This window comes from Mycobacterium neumannii (assembly GCF_002245615.1).
GTDB classification, from domain to species: domain Bacteria; phylum Actinomycetota; class Actinomycetes; order Mycobacteriales; family Mycobacteriaceae; genus Mycobacterium; species Mycobacterium neumannii_A.
Genome location: NZ_NKCO01000001.1, coordinates 448,529 through 467,680, shown reverse-complemented (window position 1 = coordinate 467,680; position 19,152 = coordinate 448,529). Strand labels below are relative to the sequence as shown.

Sequence of the window (19,152 nt, the reverse complement as noted above, 5' to 3'; positions counted from 1 at the left end):
GCACGTCGTGCACCTCAAGAGTCTGACCCTGAAGGGCTTCAAGTCGTTTGCTTCGCCGACGACTCTGCGCTTCGAGCCAGGCATCACGTGCGTGGTCGGGCCCAACGGTTCGGGTAAGTCCAATGTCGTCGACGCGCTCACCTGGGTGATGGGTGAGCAGGGCGCCAAGACGTTGCGCGGCGGCAAGATGGAGGACGTCATCTTCGCCGGCACGTCGTCGCGCCCGCCGCTGGGCCGCGCCGAGGTGACGGTGACCATCGACAACTCCGACAACTCGCTGCCGATCGAGTACTCCGAGGTGTCGATCACCCGGCGGATGTTCCGCGACGGCGGCAGCGAGTACGAGATCAACGGCAGCAGTTGCCGGTTGATGGACGTGCAGGAACTGCTGTCGGACTCCGGTATCGGGCGCGAGATGCACGTCATCGTCGGACAGGGCAAGCTCTCCGAGATCCTCGAGTCGCGCCCCGAGGACCGGCGCGCGTTCATCGAGGAGGCCGCCGGCGTCCTCAAGCACCGCAAGCGCAAGGAAAAAGCGGTCCGCAAACTCGACGCGATGTCGGCCAACCTGAACCGGCTGACCGACCTGACCACCGAACTGCGCCGTCAGCTCAAACCGCTCGGGCGTCAAGCCGAGATGGCCCGGCGCGCACAAACCATCCAGGCCGATCTGCGCGACGCGCGGCTGCGGCTGGCCGCCGACGACCTCGTCACCCGCCGCGCCGAGTTCGACAACACCAACCAGGCCGAGACCACGCTGCGGCGCGAACACGACGAGATCGCCACACGGCTCGAGGCCAAGACCGCCGAGCTGACCGCGCACGAGGCGGCGGTCGGCAGCCTCAGCGAACGCGCGGACGCGGCGCAGCAGAGGTGGTTCGCGCTGTCCGCGCTCGCCGAACGCGTCAGCGCGACGGTGCGCATCGCCAGCGAGCGCGCACAGCATCTCGACACCGAGCCCGAGGCGTCGACGGGTCCGGATCCCGACGCCCTGGAAGCCCAGGCCGACGAGGTCGCCGAACAGGAGCGCAGGCTGCTCAGCGAGCTGACCGAGTCGCGCGGCAAGCTCGAGGCGGCCCGCGCCGAACTCACCGAACGCGAGCGCATCGCCGCCGAGGCCGAGCGCGCACACATGGCCGCCGCCCGCGCCGAGGCCGACCGTCGCGAGGGTCTGGCGCGGCTGGCCGGTCAGGTCGACACCATGCGCACTCGCGTGGAGTCGATCGACGAGACCGTCGCCCGCCTCACCGGCACCATCGACGAGGCCGCCACCCGCGCGCAACAGACCCAGGCCGAGTTCGAGACCGTGCAGAGTCGCGTCGGCGAACTCGACGCCGGTGAGGTCGGTCTCGACGATCACCACGACCGCACGGTCGCCGCGCTGCGGCTCGCCGACGAACGCGTCGCCGAACTACAGGCCGCCGAACGTGGCGCCGAACGTCAGGTGGCCTCGCTACGCGCGCGCATCGAGGCTCTCTCGGTGGGTCTCGATCGCAAGGACGGGGCGGCCTGGCTACAGAAGAACCGTGGTGGGGCAGGGCTTCTCGGCTCGGTCGCCAACCTGTTGAAGGTGCGCAACGGCTACGAGGTGGCCGTCGCGACCGTGCTGGGTGCCGCGGCCGACGCGGTGGCCGCCGAGAGCCCGGGAGCCGCTCGTGCAGCGGTCGCGGCGCTCAAGGAGTCCGACGGCGGCCGGGCGGCGATCGTGCTGAGCGACTGGCCGAACCGTGAAGTGCCGCAGGCACAGTCGTTGCCCGACGGCGCGGTGCGCGCGGTTGATCTGGTCGAGGCGCCACAGCGACTGCAGGGCGCGGTCCGGGCCATGCTCGCCGACGTCGTGGTGGTCTCGGACCTGGCCGCTGCCCTGGACGCGGTCGCGGCGCATCCGACGCTGCGGGCGGTCACCACCGACGGCGATCTCGTGGGCCCGGGCTGGGTCAGCGGCGGATCCGATCGCAAACCCAGCACGCTCGAGATCGCATCGGAGGTCGACAAGGCCCGCGCCGAGCTCGCAGAGGCCGAAAAACAGGTCGACGAGCTGTCGGCGGCGCTGTCCGGTGCGCTCGCCGAACAGGCCAGCCGTCAGGATGCCGCCGAGCAGGCGTTGGCCGCGCTCAACGAATCCGACGCGGCGATCTCGGCGATCTACGAGCAGTTGGGTCGGCTCGGTCAGGACGCGCGGTCGGCCGACGACGAATGGCAGCGGCTGATCCAGCAGCGAAATGAACTGGAAACCAATCGGTCCCGCACCGTCGACGAACTCACCGAGCTCGAGCAGAGGCTGCACAACGCACAGCAGGAGCCGACGTTCGAAGCCGAGCCCGTCAACCGGCAGGAGACGACGGCAGCGGCAGAGGCGGCCCGCACCGCCGAGGTGGAGGCCCGGTTGACGGTGCGCACCGCCGAAGAGCGCGCCAATGCCGTTCGCGGAAAGGCTGACTCGCTGCGCCGGGCCGCCGCGGCCGAACGCGAGGCAAGGCTACGCGCGATGCGTGCTCGCGAAGCCCGTCGACATGCGGCGGCCGTGGCGGCCGCGGTCGCGGAATCGGGTCGCGTTGTCGCGCAACGGCTCAGCGCCGTCGTGGCGGTGGCCTCACGCGCCCGCGACGAGGTCGCCGCCGAACGACAGCACCGCGCCGCCGCGCTGGCCGCGACGCGCGACGAGGTCAACGAGCTCACCGCCAAAGTCAACGGCCTCACCGAGGCGCTGCACAAGGACGAGGTCGCCAAGGCGCAGGCCGCGCTGCGGATCGAGCAGCTCGAGGAGCAGGTGCTCGAACAGTTCGGCATGGCAACCGCCGACCTGATCGCCGAATACGGGCCGGACGTGCCGTTGCCGCCAACGGAATTGGAGATGGCCGAGTTCGAGCAGGCGCGCGAGCGTGGCGAGCAGGTCACCGCGCCTGCACCGATGCCGTTCGACCGCGCGACGCAGGAACGGCGCGCCAAGAAGGCCGAGCGAGAGCTCAACGAACTGGGCCGGGTCAACCCGCTGGCGCTCGAGGAGTTCGCTGCGCTCGAGGAGCGGTACAACTTCCTGTCCACCCAACTGGAGGACGTCAAAGGTGCCCGCAAGGACCTCCTCGACGTGATCGAGGACGTGGACGCACGCATCCTTCAGGTGTTCACCGAGGCGTACGCCGACGTGGAACGCGAGTTCACCCAGGTGTTTTCGACGCTCTTCCCCGGCGGCGAAGGCAGGCTGCTGCTGACGAACCCCAACGACATGCTGACCACCGGCATCGAGGTCGAGGCGCGGCCGCCCGGCAAGAAGATCAAGCGCTTGTCGCTGCTGTCCGGCGGTGAGAAATCGCTGACCGCGGTCGCGATGCTCGTGGCGATCTTCCGCGCGAGGCCGTCGCCGTTCTATGTGATGGACGAGGTCGAGGCGGCGCTCGACGACGTGAACTTGCGCCGGCTGATCGGTTTGTTCGAGCAGCTGCGCGAGCGCTCCCAGCTGATCGTGATCACCCACCAGAAGCCCACGATGGAGGTCGCCGACGCCCTGTACGGCGTCACCATGCGCGACGACGGCATCACCGCGGTCATCAGCCAGCGCATGCGCGGGCAGGAACTGGTCGGCGCGGCCAACTGAGCCGCGGTTTGTGCACCGTCTGGCGCGCTGAGCGCAACAAGCGGTGCACAGATCGAGGCATGAGGGGGCGCGGGGGGCGTCGGCGCGGCTCACCTTGAGACAATGGCGCCGTGACTGATGTTGGCTCGATGTGGTTGTGGATCGCGATAGCGGTTATTGCCGTTTTATTGGTCGCCGCGCTCGTCGTCGGGCTGGTGCGGTATCGACGCCGGCGCATCCGGCTGTCGTCGACGGAGACGGCCACGCCGATCGACCGTTCCGGGGGCTATACCGCCTCTGCAGGGATCACGTTCTCGCAATCCGCGCCGACCGCGCCCCCCGAGCGCATCGACACCACCGGCCTGCCCGCCGTCGGTGACGACGCCACCATTCCGCGCGACGCACCGAAGCGCCCGATCGCCGACGTGCAGCTACCCGAGCCGCCGGTTCAGGAGCGCCCCGCACCCGCCGAACCCGCGCCCGCGCCTGACGAACCGACGCCCGCACCCGCGCCTGCCGAGCTGGCGCCCGCGCCTGAACCGGCGCCCGCGCCTGCCGAGCCGGCACCCGTCGTCGAGCAGGACGCACCGGTCCTCGACGAGATCGCACCGACAGAAGGGCGGCTCGAGCGGCTGCGGGGCAGGCTCGCCAAGTCTCAGAACACTCTCGGACGCAGCATGTTGGGGCTGCTCGGCGGAGGCGACCTGGACGACGAGTCGTGGGAGGAAGTGGAAGACACGCTGCTGATCGCCGACCTCGGGCCCGTCGTGACGGAGTCGGTGGTCGCCGCGCTGCGCGCCCGGATGGCCAGCAGCCGGGTGCGGAACGAGGCCGACGCCCGCGCCGTGCTGCGCGAGGTCCTCATCGAAGCGCTGCAGCCCGACCTCGACCGCTCGATCAGGGCTCTGCCGCACGCGGACAAACCCTCGGTGCTGCTGGTCGTCGGGGTGAACGGAACCGGTAAGACGACCACCGTCGGCAAGCTGGCCCGCGTCCTGGTCGCCGACGGTCGCCGCGTCGTCCTCGGGGCGGCCGACACCTTCCGCGCCGCCGCGGCCGATCAGTTGCAGTCGTGGGCGTCGCGGGTGGGGGCGCAGGTGGTACGCGGCCCGGAGGGCGCCGACCCCGCCTCGGTGGCCTTCGACGCCGTCGACGAGGGCATCAAGGAGGGCGCCGACGTCATCGTTATCGACACCGCCGGGCGCCTGCACACCAAGACCGGGTTGATGGATGAACTCGGCAAGGTCAAGCGGGTGGTCAGCAAGCGCGCCGAGGTCGACGAAGTCCTGCTGGTGCTCGATGCCACGATCGGCCAGAACGGTCTGCCGCAAGCCAGGGTGTTCGCCGAGGTCGTCGACATCACCGGGGTGGTGCTGACGAAGCTCGACGGCACGGCCAAGGGCGGAATCGTCTTTCGCGTGCAGCAGGAATTGGGCGTTCCGGTCAAGCTCGTCGGACTCGGGGAGGGCGCCGACGATCTCGCTCCGTTCGAGCCCGGCGCATTCGTCGACGCGCTTCTCGGATAGTCCGATGCGCCCGGCAGCGGCCGTGCGTCGCGGCGGAATCCGCGTGGAAACACGAGCGTAACGCTTCTGGCGTGTCCGTTCACTTCGTGGAAACGGAACAGAATCACCGGTGAAACGCGGACAAAAGAGTCTCTTCGGGAGGCCGATCCGATCGGCGCACTTCCCAAGGAGGTTCACACAAAGTGGTTTCAGCCTTACCCCTTGCCCTACCCGATGATGCGTTCGCGCCATTCGGCCCCGACGGGTTGAGCTCCGGCGACACCGCATGGGTGCTCACCGCCGCGGCGCTGGTTCTGTTCATGACGCCCGGTCTCGCGTTCTTCTACGGTGGGCTGTCACGCCAGAAGTCGGTTCTGAACATGATGATGATGTCGTTCGGGACCATGGGCGTCGTGAGCGTCATCTACGTGCTGTGGGGCTACTCGATGTCGTTCGCGTCGGCGCACACCGGAAACAGCGACATCGCGGGCATCTTCGACAACCCGTTCTCGCTGTTCGGGCTGAGCCCGCTGCTGGAGACCAAGGAAGTGGACGGAATATCGCTGTACGTTCTCGGCGGATTCGGTTCGGTGCCGGCGATCGTCTGGGCGGGCTTCCAGCTGACCTTCGCGGTCATCACCGTCGCCCTGATCAGCGGTGCGGTGGCCGAGCGCATGAAGTTCGGCACGTGGCTGGTGTTCGGCGGGATCTGGGTGACGTTGGTGTATTTCCCGCTGGCCCACATGGTTTGGGGTGGCGGCTTGCTGTCCGGAGCCGAGAACGGTATTGCGGCCAAGCTTTTCGGCGTCAGTGAGGAGGGCACCGCGAACGTATCCCCGATCGACTTCGCCGGCGGCACGGTGGTGCACATCAACGCCGGCATGGCCGCACTGGTGCTTGCGCTGCTGCTCGGTAAGCGGACCGGCTTCGGCAAGGTCGCCTATCGGCCGCACAACATTCCGTTCGTGATGCTGGGCGCCGCCATCCTGTGGTTCGGCTGGTTCGGCTTCAACGTCGGATCCGAGGGCGCGGCCGACATGCTCGCCGGCCAGGTCTGGGTCAACACCACTGCTGCGACCGCCGCCGCGATGCTGGGCTGGCTGCTGGTGGAGCGGCTCCGCGACGGCCACGCAACCAGCGTCGGTGCCGCCTCGGGCGTCGTGGCCGGCCTCGTGGCCATCACACCGGCCTGCGGTTCGCTGTCGCCGATCGGGTCGTTGATCCTGGGCGTCATCGCGGGCGCGCTGTCGGCGCTGGCGGTCGGACTGAAGTACAAGTTCGGCTACGACGATTCGCTCGACGTGGTCGGCGTGCACCTGGTAGCGGGCCTGTGGGGAACGGTGGGCATCGGCTTCCTGGCGCTGGAGACCGGGCTGTTCTACGGCGGTGGGTTCCAGCAGCTCGTCGTGCAGGTCGTCATCGCCTTGGTGGCGGTTATCTTCACCGGCATCATGACCGCGATCATTGCCTTTATCGTTAAGCCGTTGGGTTGGCGCGTAACCGCGGAGGACGAGGACACCGGCATTGATGCGACCGAACATGCTGAAACCGCTTACGAGCTCGTCTGATCGGCAACAATTTCCTCGGAAGGGATCCACTAAATGAAGCTGATTACAGCGATCGTCAAGCCATTCACACTCGAGGATGTCAAAACCGGGCTGGAGCAGACGGGTATCCTCGGGATGACCGTCAGCGAGGTTCAGGGCTACGGGCGCCAGAAGGGGCACACCGAGGTTTACCGCGGTGCTGAGTACTCCGTGGATTTCGTGCCGAAGGTTCGTGTCGAGGTTGTCGTCGAGGACTCCGCCGTCGACAAGGTGGTCGATGTCATCGTCCAGGCCGCACGGACCGGGAAGATCGGCGACGGCAAGGTGTGGGTGAGCCCCGTCGACACCGTGGTCCGGGTACGCACCGGGGAACGGGGAGCCGACGCCCTTTGAGCCGCTTGTAGAACTGAGAGTTCGTCTCCGTCCGATCACACACCGTGAGTTACAGGGGGAGAGGACGAGATGAGTGAGATGAACCCCGAATCAGCTGCCGAGGAGCGCATGGAGCAGGGAACCGCCGCCGGTGCCCCTCAATGGGTGGCGCCGGCGGCGGGCTCGTCTCGTCCCGCGACGGACCTGTGCGCCGCGATCAAGCAGCTGTTGACAGACGGTGCGCGCCAACTGGATTCGGCCGCCCTGCGACATGCATTGCAAGACCTGCACGAGTTCTGGCTGACCACCAAGGCCACCGAGATCGGCATCACGCCCACCAGCGGCTTCGCCATCGTCGCGACCGGTGGCCTGGGCCGGGGTGAGTTCGTGCCGCACTCCGACCTGGATCTGATGCTGTTGCACGACAACATGCCGGACGACGTGGTCGGCCAGGTGGCCGAACTGCTGTGGTATCCGTTGTGGGACGCCAACATTCGCCTCGACCACAGTGTGCGGACCGTGCCCGAGGCGTTGAAGGTGGCCGGTGAGGACATCTCGGCGGGGCTGGCGATGCTGGAAGCGAGTCATATCGCCGGTGACGCCGACCTGTCCGCGCTGCTGATCGGGGGAGCCCGTCGGCAGTGGCGTACCGGAATCGCTTCGCGCTTCGACGAACTCGTCGAGCACACCCGTGCGCGCTGGCAGCGCAGCGGAGAGATCGCGCACCGCGCCGAGCCCGACCTCAAATGCGGTCGTGGTGGGCTGCGTGACGTCCAGCTGCTCAACGCGCTGGCGATCGCGCAACTGGCCGACGGGTATCCCAACCACACGTTGGCGTCGCCGCTCGGGTCGTTGGGGCAGGCTCATCTGGCGTTGCTCAACGTACGGACCGAACTGCACAGGGTGGCCGGCCGCGGCCGCGACCTGTTGTTGGCCCAACATGCCGACGAGATCGGCGCGGCTCTGCACATCGGTGACCGCTTCGATCTGGCCCGGATGCTGTCCGATGCCGCGCGCACCATCAGCTTCTACGTCGACGCCGGTATCCGCACTGCAGGTAACGCGCTTCCCCGCCGTGGATTCGCGGCATTGCGCCGTCCCCCTCGTCGCCCTCTCGACGAGGGGGTCATCGAGTTCGCAGGCGAGGTCATCCTCGCGCGCGACGCCCGTCCCGAACGCGATCCCGGCCTGATCCTGCGGGTGGCCGCAGCGTCGGCGACGACGGGGCTGCCGATGGCGGCCTCGACGCTGTCCCGGCTGGCCGCAGCGGCCCCCGAACTCCGCACACCCTGGCCGCATCAGGCGCTCAAGGACCTGCTCGTCATGCTGGCCGCGGGGCCGTCGGCGGTCGACACGATCGAGGCGCTGGACCGCACCGGCCTGTGGGGGCGCCTGTTTCCCGAGTGGGGTGCGGTGCGTGACCTTCCTCCGCGCGATGTGGTGCACATCTGGACAGTCGACCGACATCTCGTCGAAACCGTCGCGCGGGCAAGCGCTTTCACCACGCGAGTGGCCCGTCCGGACCTTCTGATGCTCGGTGCGCTGTGCCATGACATCGGCAAGGGACGCGGCGGCGATCACAGCGTCATCGGTGCGGAGCTGGCCACCCAGATCGGCACCAGGCTGGGGATGTGGCCGTCGGATGTCGAGATACTGTCGAAGGTCGTCCGCCACCACCTGCTGCTGCCGCACACCGCGACACGGCGCGACCTCCAGGATCCCAACACGATTGCGTCGGTGGTCGACGCTCTCGACGGCGATCCCGTCCTGCTGGAGTTGCTTCACGTCCTCGCCGAGGCCGACTCGCTGGCGACCGGACCCGGCGTCTGGGGCGACTGGAAGGCCTCGCTCCTCGGCGATCTCGTGCACCGCTGCCGGATGGTGATGGCCGGAGAACCCCTACCGCAACCGGATCCCATTGATCCGCGATATCTTTCGCTCGCTGGACAGGTGGGCGTTCATCTGGAGCTGACACCGGGGGGCGGCCCGCAGATCTTCAACGTGACGGTCATCGCTCCCGACCGGCGCGGCCTGCTGTCGAAGGCGGCGGGCGTGCTCGCGCTGAACTCGTTGCGCGTCCATTCGGCCTCGGTGAACGGTCACGAGGGCTCGGCGATCAACACGTTCGTCGTCTCCCCGCATTTCGGCTCGCCCCCGGCGGCCGAGGTGCTGCGCCAGCAGTTCATCCTCGCGCTCGACGGTGAACTCGACGTGCAGGAGGCACTGGATCGCCGCGAACGTGAGGCCGCGCGGCACGGCACGTCGCGCGCCGGCGAGGTCCCTGCCGCCGTCCCCATCAATCACGTCACCGCCCCGCCACGCATCCTGTGGTCCGAGGGTGCCCGGTCGGGCGAGCTGGTCGTGCAGATCCGCAGCACCGACCGCGCGGGTCTGCTGGCCCGGCTGACCGCCGTGTTCGAGCGCGACGGCATCGACATCGCGTGGGCGAAGGTGACGACGATGGGCTCCTCGGTGGTCGACCTTTTCGGCATCACCGCAGACAAGGGCGTCTGCGACGACATCGAACGCGACCTGTACGCGGTGCTGCCTGCCCCGCCTGCCCGCAAACCGGTGTCCGAAGCGAGCTGATCACTGCCGTTTACGCCGCGCACGCCCTGCTCCGGCGCGCCGCTGGCGGCTCCCATTAGGCTGGACGTCGTGTTTGAATCCCTGTCCGACCGGTTGACCGAGGCCCTGCAGGGCCTGCGCGGCAAAGGGCGGCTGACCGACGCCGATATCGACGCGACCACCCGCGAGATCCGGCTGGCGTTGCTGGAAGCCGACGTGTCGCTGCCCGTCGTGCGCGCCTTCGTCAACCGCATCAAGGAGCGCGCCCGGGGCGCCGAGGTGTCCGGCGCGCTCAACCCGGCCCAGCAGGTCGTCAAGATCGTCAACGAGGAACTGATCGGCATCCTCGGCGGTGAGACCCGCCCGCTGGCGTTCGCCAAGACGCCGCCGACGGTGATCATGCTGGCCGGCCTACAGGGTTCCGGTAAGACCACCCTGGCCGGCAAGCTCGCGAGATGGCTTCGCGTTCAGGGCCATACACCGCTGCTGGTGGCATGCGACCTCCAGCGCCCCGGTGCGGTGAACCAGCTGCAGATCGTCGGCCAGCGCGCCGACGTCGCGGTGTTCGCACCCCATCCCGGTGTGTCGGCGGACGGTGCGGCCGATGCGGCGCCGGGTGATCCGGTCGCGGTCGCGGCCGCGGGCCTGGCCGAGGCCAAGGCCAAGCACTTCGACGTGGTCATCGTCGACACCGCCGGCCGCCTCGGCATCGACGACCAGCTGATGAGCCAGGCCGCCGCGATCAGGCAGGCCGTCGATCCGGACGAAGTGATCTTCGTGCTGGACGCGATGATCGGCCAGGACGCGGTGACCACCGCCGAGGCGTTCCGCGAGGGCGTCGGCTTCACCGGCGTGGTGTTGACCAAGCTCGACGGTGACGCACGCGGCGGTGCTGCGCTCTCGGTCCGCGAGATCACCGGCGTGCCGATCCTGTTCGCCTCCAGCGGTGAGAAGCTCGAGGACTTCGACGTCTTCCACCCCGACCGGATGGCCAGCCGCATCCTCGGTATGGGCGATGTGCTGTCGCTGATCGAGCAGGCCGAGCAGGTCTTCGACGCCCAGAAGGCCGAAGAGGCCGCGGCCAAGATCGGCAGTGGCGAACTGACGCTGGAGGACTTCCTCGAGCAGATGCTGGCGATCCGCAAGATGGGCCCGATCGGCAACCTGCTTGGCATGCTGCCCGGCGCGGGTCAGATGAAGGACGCGCTGGCCTCCGTCGACGACAAACAGCTCGACCGGCTGCAAGCGATCATCCGCGGTATGACGCCCGAGGAGCGTGCCGATCCGAAGATCATCAACGGGTCGCGCCGGCTGCGCATCGCCAACGGGTCGGGTGTGACGGTCGGCGAGGTCAACCAGCTCGTCGAGCGGTTCTTCGAGGCCCGCAAGATGATGTCGCAGATGGCAGGCCAGATGGGAATGCCGTTCGGCCGCAAGAACTCTCGTAAGAACACGAAGAACAAGAAGAAGAGCGGAAAGAACAAGAAGTCAGGCAGGGGCCCGACTCCGCCCAAGGTGCGCAACCCCCTCGGCGCCGCGATGCCGGGCATGCCCGCCGGCTTCCCGGACCTATCCGATATGCCCAAGGGTCTCGACGAGCTCCCGCCCGGACTGGCCGACATCGATCTGTCCAAGCTGAAGTTCCCGGGCCAGAAGTAGCGTGGAGCGCCCCGTTCTTCATGTCCGCGGCATCGGACTGCCCGATGAGCAACCCGTGGAGTGGTGGATCGACGGGGGTGTGCTCAGCGGCGAACCGGTCAGCGGCGCGGAGACGGTGTTCGACGGCGGGTGGATACTGCCGGGGCTCGTCGACGCCCACTGTCACGTGGGTCTCGGCGATCACGGCCCCCTGGACAATCTCGACGACTGCATCGCACAGGCCGAGGTCGAACGCGATGTCGGTGCGCTGCTGCTGCGTGACGCGGGTTCGCCGATCGACACCCGCAGTCTCGCCGACCACGACGATCTGCCGGAGATCATCCGCGCGGGCCGCCACCTCGCCAGGCCCAAGCGCTATCAGCGCGGGTTCGCCATCGAATTGGACGACGAATCCGCGCTGCCCGAAGCGGTGGCCGAACAGGCGCGGTTCGGCGACGGGTGGGTCAAGCTCGTCGGCGACTGGATCGACCGCGAGGTCGGCGACCTGGCGCCGTTGTGGTCCGACGATGTGCTCAAGGCCGCGATCGACGCCGCGCACGCCAACGGCGCGCGCGTCACCGCGCACGTGTTCAGCGAGGACGCGCTGCCGGGGTTGATCAAGGCGGGGATCGACTGCATCGAGCACGGGACGGGCCTGACCGACGACACCATCGACCTGATGGTCGAGTACGGCACCGCGCTGGTACCGACGCTGATCAACGTTGCCAACTTCCCGGGTATCGCCGACGGCGCCGCGAAATACCCGACGTACGCCAAGCACATGCGGGATCTGCACGAGAAGTGCTATCCGCGCATCGCTGCCGCCAGGGAGGCAGGGGTCCCGATCTATGCGGGCACCGACGCGGGCAGCATGGTCGCCCACGGCCGCATCGCTGACGAGATCGACGCGCTCACCGATATCGGGATGACGCCGACCGAAGCCCTGGGTGCGGCGTGCTGGGCCGCCCGCGAGTGGCTCGGCCGGCCGGGCATGGAGCACGGCGCGCCCGCCGACCTGGTGTGTTACGCCGACGATCCGCGCAAGGGCGCGGCCGTCGTCAACCGCCCGGATCTGGTGATCCTGCGCGGCCGCACCTTCCCCTGAGCCCGCGGCCGAACCTTCCCCTGAGCTCGCGAGCGGCACCGTCCCCGCGAGCGACCGTGTCTGTACACGACACACCGGGGTAATCGGTACATTCGCGGACGCTCGTCGCTCACGAAAGTCCGTGTAGCGCTCAAGAATTGCGGCGTGTCGTGCGCAAACACGGTCGCTCGCGGGGGTTCAGGGCTGGCTGAAGCCCCAGTCGAACAGTTTGATCGCCTGACCGTAGAGGTCGCCGGTGCCGTACAACTGCGCGACCACCAACCGGCGGTTGCCGCGTTGGGCGGCGGCGGCAAAGGTGTTACGAGCCAGGTTGGTGTAGCCGGTCTTGCCGACGAGCGTGCCCGGATATCGCTTGAGCAGCTGGTTCTGATTGGTGATCGTCTTAGGACCGTTGTCGGTCGGGAACAGCGACGACGGCTGGCGCACGATCGCGGCGAACACCGGATACCGCAGCGCATGGCGATAGATCTGCGCGAGGTCGCTGGCGGTGGTGAACGACTCCATGCCCGGACCGTCCAGCCCTGACGGCGACGACGCACGCGTGCTGCGCGCGCCCAGCGACTGCGCCTTGGCGTTCATCTTCGCCACCGCGACGCGGTAACCGCCGAGGCCGTCGGCGAGAACGTTGGCGGCCTCGTTACCCGAGACCAACATCAGCCCGTCGAGCAGTTGGCGCACGGTGTAGGCGCGCCCGGCTTTTACTCCGGCGCAGGAGCATTCGACGTCGGCGGCCGCCGGCCTGGCCGCGATCGCCGCGTTGAGCGGAAGGTGGTCGAGTACCACCATCGCGAGCAGCGCCTTGATGGTGCTTGCGGGCGCATGCGGCTCATAGGGATTGCGCGAGGCCAGGATTCGGCCGGAATCGACGTCAGCGAGCACCCAGGCCTGCGCCGGCCCGTCGGGCAGCGCGACGGCGCCCGACGGTTCGCCTCGCGGTTGAGATGATGCGGGCGCGGCGACGCCGATGGCCAGTGTCATTGCGCAAGTCAGCGCAATGGCCAACGCAGCCAACATGCTTCGCATGGTCGCCGAGCGTATCGGCGGGGTTCCCCGTCCCGGTCTCGGATGTGTTGCGATTCAGCAACTCATCCGGTGATCACAGCGCGCCGATCGTGGCGCCCGGACTGAGCGCGAAACCCCAGTCGAACAAGCTGGAGGCCTGATCCCAGTAGGTCGGCTGACCCGGCTTGTCCATGCCGTACATCAACGCGACGACCAACCGGCGACCGTCGCGTTGCGCAGCGCCGACGAAGGTCTTCTGGGCGCGGTCGGTGAACCCCGTCTTCCCCCCGAGCATGCCCGGATAGCGCTCGAGCAGTACGTCCTGGTTGACCAGGACTTTGTCACCGTCCTTGGTGGGGAAGACCGCCGTGGGCGCAGCGGTGATCGACGCGAACACCGGGTTCGCCATCGCGGCGCGGAAGATGACCGCCAGATCGTGCGGCGACGACCACATGTCGATGCCGGGGCCGTCGAGGCCCGACGGCGACGCCGCGTTGGTGCCGTGGGCACCGAGCAGGGCGGCCTTGGCGTTCATCTTCGTCACGGCGACGTCGTAACCACCGAGCATGGTGGCCAATGTGTTGGCCGCGTCGTTGCCTGAGACCAGCAGAATCGCGTCCAGCAGTTGCCGTGTCGTGTAGACCATGCCCGGCGTCACGCCCGCACAGTTGCACTCCACGCGGGTGTCGGCCTCGTTGGCGACCACGGTGGCATCAAGCGGCAGTTCGTCGAGCACCGTCAACGCCAGCAGTACCTTGATCGTGCTGGCCGGCGCGTACTGGCCGTACTCGTCGCGCCCGGCGAGCACCGCACCGGTGTCCATATCGGCGAGCACCCATGACCGGGCCGGGCCCTCGGGTATCGGTACCGAACCCGACGGTTGGCTCACGCCGACGGGCGCGGCGGTCGCGACGGAGGTCCCGAAGGCCACGAGGCACAACACAGTGGTCAAGCAGATCAAGAGCTTCCGCATGGGCAGGCAGCCTAGTCGTGTTCAATCGACGCATGTTGAGCCTCGAGGAGATTTCCGACCGCTTCGAAATACAGCAGCTGTTGATCGACTACTCGACGGCCATCGACCAGAAGCGATTCGACGACCTCGACCGGGTTTTCACCCAGGATGCCTACATCGACTACCGCGTCACCGGCGGCATCGACGGCCGCTTTCCTCAGGTCAAGACGTGGCTCAAGGACGTGCTGCCGAACTTCCCGGCGTACTACCACATGCTGGGCAACGTCGATATCCGCGTCACCGGCGACACCGGCTCATCGCGTGCGATCTGCTTCAACCCGATGGTGATGGGCAGCGAGGGTCAGATCTACTTCGTCGGGATCTGGTACGTCGACGAGTTCGTGCGCACCGCCGACGGCTGGCGCATGAGCAAGCGGGTCGAGGAGAAGTGCTTCGACAAACTCGTCTGAGCGCTCGCGGCGCGGATTTTTGCCGGTCGCGGCTGTTCTGGCACAATGGGCGGCTGTCTGCCGCGGGACCCGTTTCGAGCGATTTCGCCGGGCGCTTCTGCGGCGGTCACACATGCAAGGCAAAACCGGGCCGAGGCAACCCGCCTCGATCGCTGAATTGCCAGCGTGGCAATCACAGGAGAAGACGTACCACCATGGCTGTAAAGATCAAGCTCGCGCGGCTCGGCAAGATCCGCAACCCCCAGTACCGCATCACCGTCGCCGACGCGCGCACCCGCCGTCAGGGCCGCTCCATCGAGGTGATCGGTCGCTACCACCCGAAGGAAGACCCCAGCCTCATCGAGATCAACTCGGAGCGGGCCCAGTACTGGCTCAGCGTCGGCGCGCAGCCGACCGAACCGGTGCTCGCGTTGCTGAAGATCACCGGTGACTGGCAGAAGTACAAGGGTCTGCCCGGTGCGGAAGGCACGCTGAAGGTCAAGGAGCCCAAGCCCAGCAAGCTGGATCTGTTCAACGCGGCGCTCGCGGAGGCCGAGGGCGGTCCGAGTACCGAGGCCACGCAGCCCAAGAAGAAGAAGGCGCCCGCCGCCAAAAAGGCAGCCGACGACAAGGCCTCAGACGAGTCGGATAAGGAGGCGGTCGAGGCCGAGGCCCAGGCCGATCCGGCGCCAGCCAAGGACGAGTCCGAGCCTTCGGCTGAGGGTGAGGACGCCACCGTCGCCGGCGCCACCGAAAGCTGAGTCAGGCCGTGAGTTCTGTCGTCGTCGACGCGGTCGAACACCTCGTGCGCGGAATCGTCGACAACCCCGACGACGTCCGCGTCGACATGGTGACCAGCCGGCGTGGTCGCACCGTCGAGGTTCACGTTCACCCCGATGACCTGGGCAAGGTGATCGGCCGCGGTGGGCGCACCGCGACCGCGCTGCGCACACTGGTCGCCGGTATCGGCGGTCGCGGTATCCGCGTCGACGTGGTGGACACCGACCAGTAGTCGGTCATCATGGACCTCGTTGTCGGGCGCGTGGCCAAAGCGCACGGCATCGCCGGTGAAGTGGTGGTGGACGTCCGCACCGACGATCCCGATGCGCGGTTTGCAGCCGGGACGTCGTTGCGCGGGCGACCCGCGAAGGGCGGTCCCGAGCGCGAGTACCGGATCGAGTCGGTCCGTGAACACGGCGGCCGTCTGCTGGTCCGGTTCGACGGCATCGACAACCGCAACGCCGCCGACGCGCTGCGCGGAATCCTGTTCCTCGTCGACTCGCAGGAACTGCCACCGATCGATGACCCCGACGAGTACTACGACCATCAACTCGAGGGCCTGCGGGTGCGGACAACAAACGGCGACGACATCGGCACCGTCACCGAGGTGCTGCATACGGCCGCCGGTGAGCTGCTCGCGGTCCGCGCTGACGAACGCGAAGTTCTGGTGCCGTTCGTCAGCGCGATCGTGACGTCGGTGTCGTTGGCTGACGAGGTCATCGAAATCGACCCGCCGGACGGCCTGCTGGAGATCTGAGCGATGCGAATAGACGTTGTGACGATCTTCCCGGCCTACCTCGAACCTCTGCGGCAGTCATTGCCGGGCAGAGCTATTGAATCCGGCATCGTGCAACTGGAGGTACACGATCTGCGCCGCTGGACGCATGACGTGCACCGCTCGGTCGACGACGCGCCCTACGGCGGCGGACCGGGGATGGTGATGAAGGCGCCGGTGTGGGGCGCGGCACTCGACGAGATCTGTTCGGAACAAACGCTTCTGGTGGTGCCGACGCCTGCGGGACGACTGTTCCGGCAGGCCGACGCCAGCGCATGGGCAACCGAGAAACACCTGGTGTTCGCATGTGGACGCTACGAGGGAATCGACCAGCGCGTCGTCGAGGACGCGGCGCGCCGCATGCGCGTCGAGGAGGTGTCGATCGGTGACTACGTGTTGCCCGGGGGCGAGTCGGCGGCACTGGTGATGATCGAGGCCGTCGTGCGGTTGCTGCCCGACGTGCTCGGCAATCCGCAGTCACATCAACAGGATTCACATTCCGAAGGCATCCTCGAGGGTCCGAGCTACACCCGGCCGCCCAGCTGGCGGGGCCTCGACGTACCCGATGTCCTGCTCTCCGGCGACCACGCCAAGGTCGCCGCATGGCGTCGCGAACAAGGATTGGAGCGCACCCGCGAGCGTCGACCCGACCTGCTCGACTGAGCGCCTCAGGTGACGACTTCGACAACTCCGTTCAGATCCATGATGCCGAGTTCGACGACGAGGGCAGGCTGACGCCGGCCGGCCTCCTCCCGGAATGCCCGCAACGCCCCCGACAGCATCTCGGTCTCGTACACCTTGTCGGTCAGCCCCCTGTCGCCGTAGGCCACTGCCGCTGCGCCGCAGTCGCGGTGTGCCATACCGATCAACCGCGTCAGCCAATGCAGGTCCACCGAGATCGCGAGGTTCTCCCAGAACGTCTCGTGCCAGCCGGCGAACGCCGGGGCCACCGCGCCGACCGGCCCGCCGGCGAAGGCGAACTGGCTGTAGTTGTTCTGCCACCCGCGGCCGGACATGTACTTCCACGTTTCGGTGGTGAACCGAGGGTCGATGCATTTCATCAGCATCGCCTCATAGCCCTGATCGAGCTGACCCGCCGCTTGCGGCGCGGTGGCCATGGCGGCGGCGCCCAGCCCGAATGCACCGAGTGCGGCCCGGCGCGAGATGGTCGGCAGTTGCCCAGCTGGAGTCATCAACGCAGCGTGCCGGATTCTCGCGGCGCGAAGTGCCCTTTTCGCGGTTCTCGGCCGACTTTCGTCGAACTTGCTACGCGGAGCCTAGATTCGGCCGCCGGGGAACATGGTCTTGACCGCCTGCGTCATCGTGTCGCGTGCGGTGGCGTCGTCGGCGGGCTGCATCGATGCGATCGCCATGACGAATCGACGATCGGTGCCGATCGCCCCGGTGGACCAGTGCACCCAGTTTCCGCCGTTCCAGCAACAGAACCAGCCCTGCTTGACCGCCACCCGCTCCTCGTAGAGCCCTTCGGGGATGCCGAACCGCTGCGGGTAGATACCGCCGGGCATGGTGCCGTCGGGCGCCGTCGGAGTCGACCTGGCCAGGTTCGACACGATGACGTCGGTCTTGTCGGGGGGTAGGCCGCCGCCGCCCGAGAGCAACTCTGAGTAGTACCGCACCAAATCTCCCGTGGTGCTCAAGGTGTTGAACCAGCGGCCGTTGTACGGCGTGCTGGTCGCGCGCAGGCCGTACCGCGCGGTGACGCGCGAAACGATCTCGCTGCCGCCGCCGCGATTCCAGAAGATCTCGGCCGCGCTGTCATCGGATGACCGCAGCATCGCATCCAACGCCTTACGGTCCTCGGGCGGGATTTCGGTCTTCCCCTGCGATTCCTGCAGCAGCAGGTCGTCGGCGATGAACAGCTTGACCACCGACGCGATCGGCATCGCCTCGTTGTTGCCGTTGGACACGAAGGTTCCGGTATTGCGGTCGAGCACGGCGACGGAGAGGTCGGCACCGGTCTCGGCGGCCTGCTCGGTGGCCCGGCGCGTGCGGGCGACGAGCCCGCCGAAGGAGGCGGCGGGCTCATCGGGCCGGGCGTCGGGCAGCGGTCCGGAGCCGCCCTGCGGCGCGATGACGGTCGATGGCGCGTCGTGTGCTTGCGTCTCGTACCCAGCGACGACCACGATCGCGGCGGCGACGATTGCGATCGTCTTGACCAGCAAAGACGGCCGCCGGCTCATGACCCTCCTCAAATGGCCCGGATGAGAAAATTGGGGCCCGCCGCGTTGCTTCGGCCCTGGTGTCAACCCTAATCACCGGCTACCCGGGGCGCCTGTCTAGGTAACGTCGCGAGGCGCGGACCGACGGCCCCGGCGCGATTTCGCTGGATCAGGTCTCATCTGGCACAATTGAGCAGTTGTCTGTGCAGGACCCGGGAACGGCTCGTTCCGCCCGCTGCGAGATACACCCCGATTCGCCCGATCAGATCGGCTCGGCAGGCCATGTCACGGCGTCCACGTGACTGCAGCGCCCGCAGCCGCCAACCGCAAGGAAGTGTCACCGATGAACACGCTGGACTTCGTCGATCAGACATCACTGCGCGACGACATCCCGGACTTCGGTCCCGGCGACACCGTCAACGTGCACGTCAAGGTCATCGAGGGCTCCAAGGAGCGCATCCAGGTCTTCAAGGGTGTGGTCCTGCGTCGCCAGGGTGGCGGTGTCCGGGAGACCTTCACCGTGCGCAAGGAGAGCTACGGCGTCGGCGTCGAGCGGACCTTTCCGGTGCATTCGCCCAACGTCGACCACATCGACGTCGTGACCCGTGGTGACGTACGTCGCGCCAAGCTGTACTACCTGCGTGAGCTGCGCGGCAAGAAAGCCAAGATCAAGGAAAAGCGCTGACGTCCCGGTCGGCTGTCGGC

Annotated in this window: 17 protein-coding genes; 13 read left to right on the top strand and 4 right to left on the bottom strand. The window is 67.8% G+C overall.

Annotated elements, in window-relative coordinates; translation table 11 throughout:
* The first annotated feature begins 7 nt into the window (after positions 1-7).
* The 7 genes from smc to CEX88_RS02370 all read left to right on the top strand — a co-directional run bounded on the left by smc (position 8) and on the right by CEX88_RS02370 (position 12,309).
* A complete protein-coding gene (gene smc / locus CEX88_RS02400; protein WP_202931349.1) occupies positions 8-3,595 on the top strand; it encodes a chromosome segregation protein SMC in 3,588 nt (1,195 codons plus the stop codon).
* Positions 3,596-3,723: 128 nt separating this feature from the next.
* Positions 3,724-5,100 carry a signal recognition particle-docking protein FtsY gene (gene ftsY, locus CEX88_RS02395; protein ID WP_197696787.1) on the top strand — a complete coding sequence of 459 codons (1,377 nt, stop codon included), beginning with the start codon at positions 3,724-3,726 and terminating at the stop codon, positions 5,098-5,100.
* 182 nt (positions 5,101-5,282) lie between these two features.
* On the top strand, positions 5,283-6,647 hold the full coding sequence (locus tag CEX88_RS02390; RefSeq protein WP_066844846.1) for an ammonium transporter: 1,365 nt from the start codon (positions 5,283-5,285) through the stop codon (positions 6,645-6,647).
* 33 nt (positions 6,648-6,680) lie between these two features.
* Positions 6,681-7,019 carry a P-II family nitrogen regulator gene (locus tag CEX88_RS02385; RefSeq protein ID WP_018600748.1) on the top strand — a complete coding sequence of 113 codons (339 nt, stop codon included), beginning with the start codon at positions 6,681-6,683 and terminating at the stop codon, positions 7,017-7,019.
* A gap of 69 nt (positions 7,020-7,088) precedes the next feature.
* Positions 7,089-9,587: a [protein-PII] uridylyltransferase gene (locus tag CEX88_RS02380; RefSeq protein ID WP_238381923.1), complete on the top strand. Its 2,499-nt coding sequence runs from the start codon at positions 7,089-7,091 to the stop codon at positions 9,585-9,587.
* A 69-nt stretch (positions 9,588-9,656) separates the two neighbouring features.
* Positions 9,657-11,225 carry a signal recognition particle protein gene (gene ffh / locus CEX88_RS02375; RefSeq protein ID WP_094292237.1) on the top strand — a complete coding sequence of 523 codons (1,569 nt, stop codon included), beginning with the start codon at positions 9,657-9,659 and terminating at the stop codon, positions 11,223-11,225.
* Between the two features lies 1 nt (position 11,226).
* Entirely contained in the window at positions 11,227-12,309 is a 1,083-nt protein-coding gene (locus CEX88_RS02370; protein WP_094292236.1) for a metal-dependent hydrolase family protein, read from the top strand.
* A 177-nt stretch (positions 12,310-12,486) separates the two neighbouring features.
* Here CEX88_RS02370 and CEX88_RS02365 read toward each other — a convergent pair whose 3' ends face one another.
* Positions 12,487-13,332: a D-alanyl-D-alanine carboxypeptidase family protein gene (locus CEX88_RS02365; RefSeq protein ID WP_068198016.1), complete on the bottom strand. Its 846-nt coding sequence runs from the start codon at positions 13,330-13,332 to the stop codon at positions 12,487-12,489.
* 73 nt (positions 13,333-13,405) lie between these two features.
* Positions 13,406-14,284 (bottom strand): D-alanyl-D-alanine carboxypeptidase family protein, encoded by an 879-nt coding sequence (locus CEX88_RS02360; protein ID WP_094292235.1) that lies wholly within the window; start codon positions 14,282-14,284, stop codon positions 13,406-13,408.
* A 32-nt stretch (positions 14,285-14,316) separates the two neighbouring features.
* Between CEX88_RS02360 and CEX88_RS02355 the strand changes: the two genes are divergently transcribed.
* From CEX88_RS02355 to trmD, 5 genes are all read left to right on the top strand, one after another.
* Positions 14,317-14,733 carry a nuclear transport factor 2 family protein gene (locus CEX88_RS02355; protein WP_094292234.1) on the top strand — a complete coding sequence of 139 codons (417 nt, stop codon included), beginning with the start codon at positions 14,317-14,319 and terminating at the stop codon, positions 14,731-14,733.
* Positions 14,734-14,927: 194 nt separating this feature from the next.
* Entirely contained in the window at positions 14,928-15,473 is a 546-nt protein-coding gene (gene rpsP, locus CEX88_RS02350; protein ID WP_094292233.1) for a 30S ribosomal protein S16, read from the top strand.
* 8 nt (positions 15,474-15,481) lie between these two features.
* The gene (locus tag CEX88_RS02345; RefSeq protein ID WP_003881089.1) at positions 15,482-15,724 is read left to right on the top strand and encodes an RNA-binding protein; all 243 of its coding nucleotides are present in this window, start codon (positions 15,482-15,484) and stop codon (positions 15,722-15,724) included.
* A 9-nt stretch (positions 15,725-15,733) separates the two neighbouring features.
* Positions 15,734-16,249, top strand: a complete 516-nt coding sequence (gene rimM, locus CEX88_RS02340) for a ribosome maturation factor RimM (RefSeq protein WP_094292232.1) — start codon at positions 15,734-15,736, stop codon at positions 16,247-16,249.
* A 3-nt stretch (positions 16,250-16,252) separates the two neighbouring features.
* Positions 16,253-16,930, top strand: coding sequence for a tRNA (guanosine(37)-N1)-methyltransferase TrmD (gene trmD / locus CEX88_RS02335; RefSeq protein WP_094292231.1), 678 nt, complete (start codon positions 16,253-16,255; stop codon positions 16,928-16,930).
* A gap of 5 nt (positions 16,931-16,935) precedes the next feature.
* Here trmD and CEX88_RS02330 read toward each other — a convergent pair whose 3' ends face one another.
* Positions 16,936-17,460, bottom strand: a complete 525-nt coding sequence (locus CEX88_RS02330) for a hypothetical protein (protein ID WP_094292230.1) — start codon at positions 17,458-17,460, stop codon at positions 16,936-16,938.
* Between the two features lie 84 nt (positions 17,461-17,544).
* Entirely contained in the window at positions 17,545-18,468 is a 924-nt protein-coding gene (locus CEX88_RS02325; RefSeq protein ID WP_094292229.1) for a serine hydrolase, read from the bottom strand.
* Between the two features lie 322 nt (positions 18,469-18,790).
* On the opposite strand from CEX88_RS02325, the gene rplS reads away from it, so the two are divergent.
* Positions 18,791-19,132, top strand: coding sequence for a 50S ribosomal protein L19 (gene rplS / locus CEX88_RS02320; RefSeq protein ID WP_064428397.1), 342 nt, complete (start codon positions 18,791-18,793; stop codon positions 19,130-19,132).
* Positions 19,133-19,152: the final 20 nt, after the last annotated feature.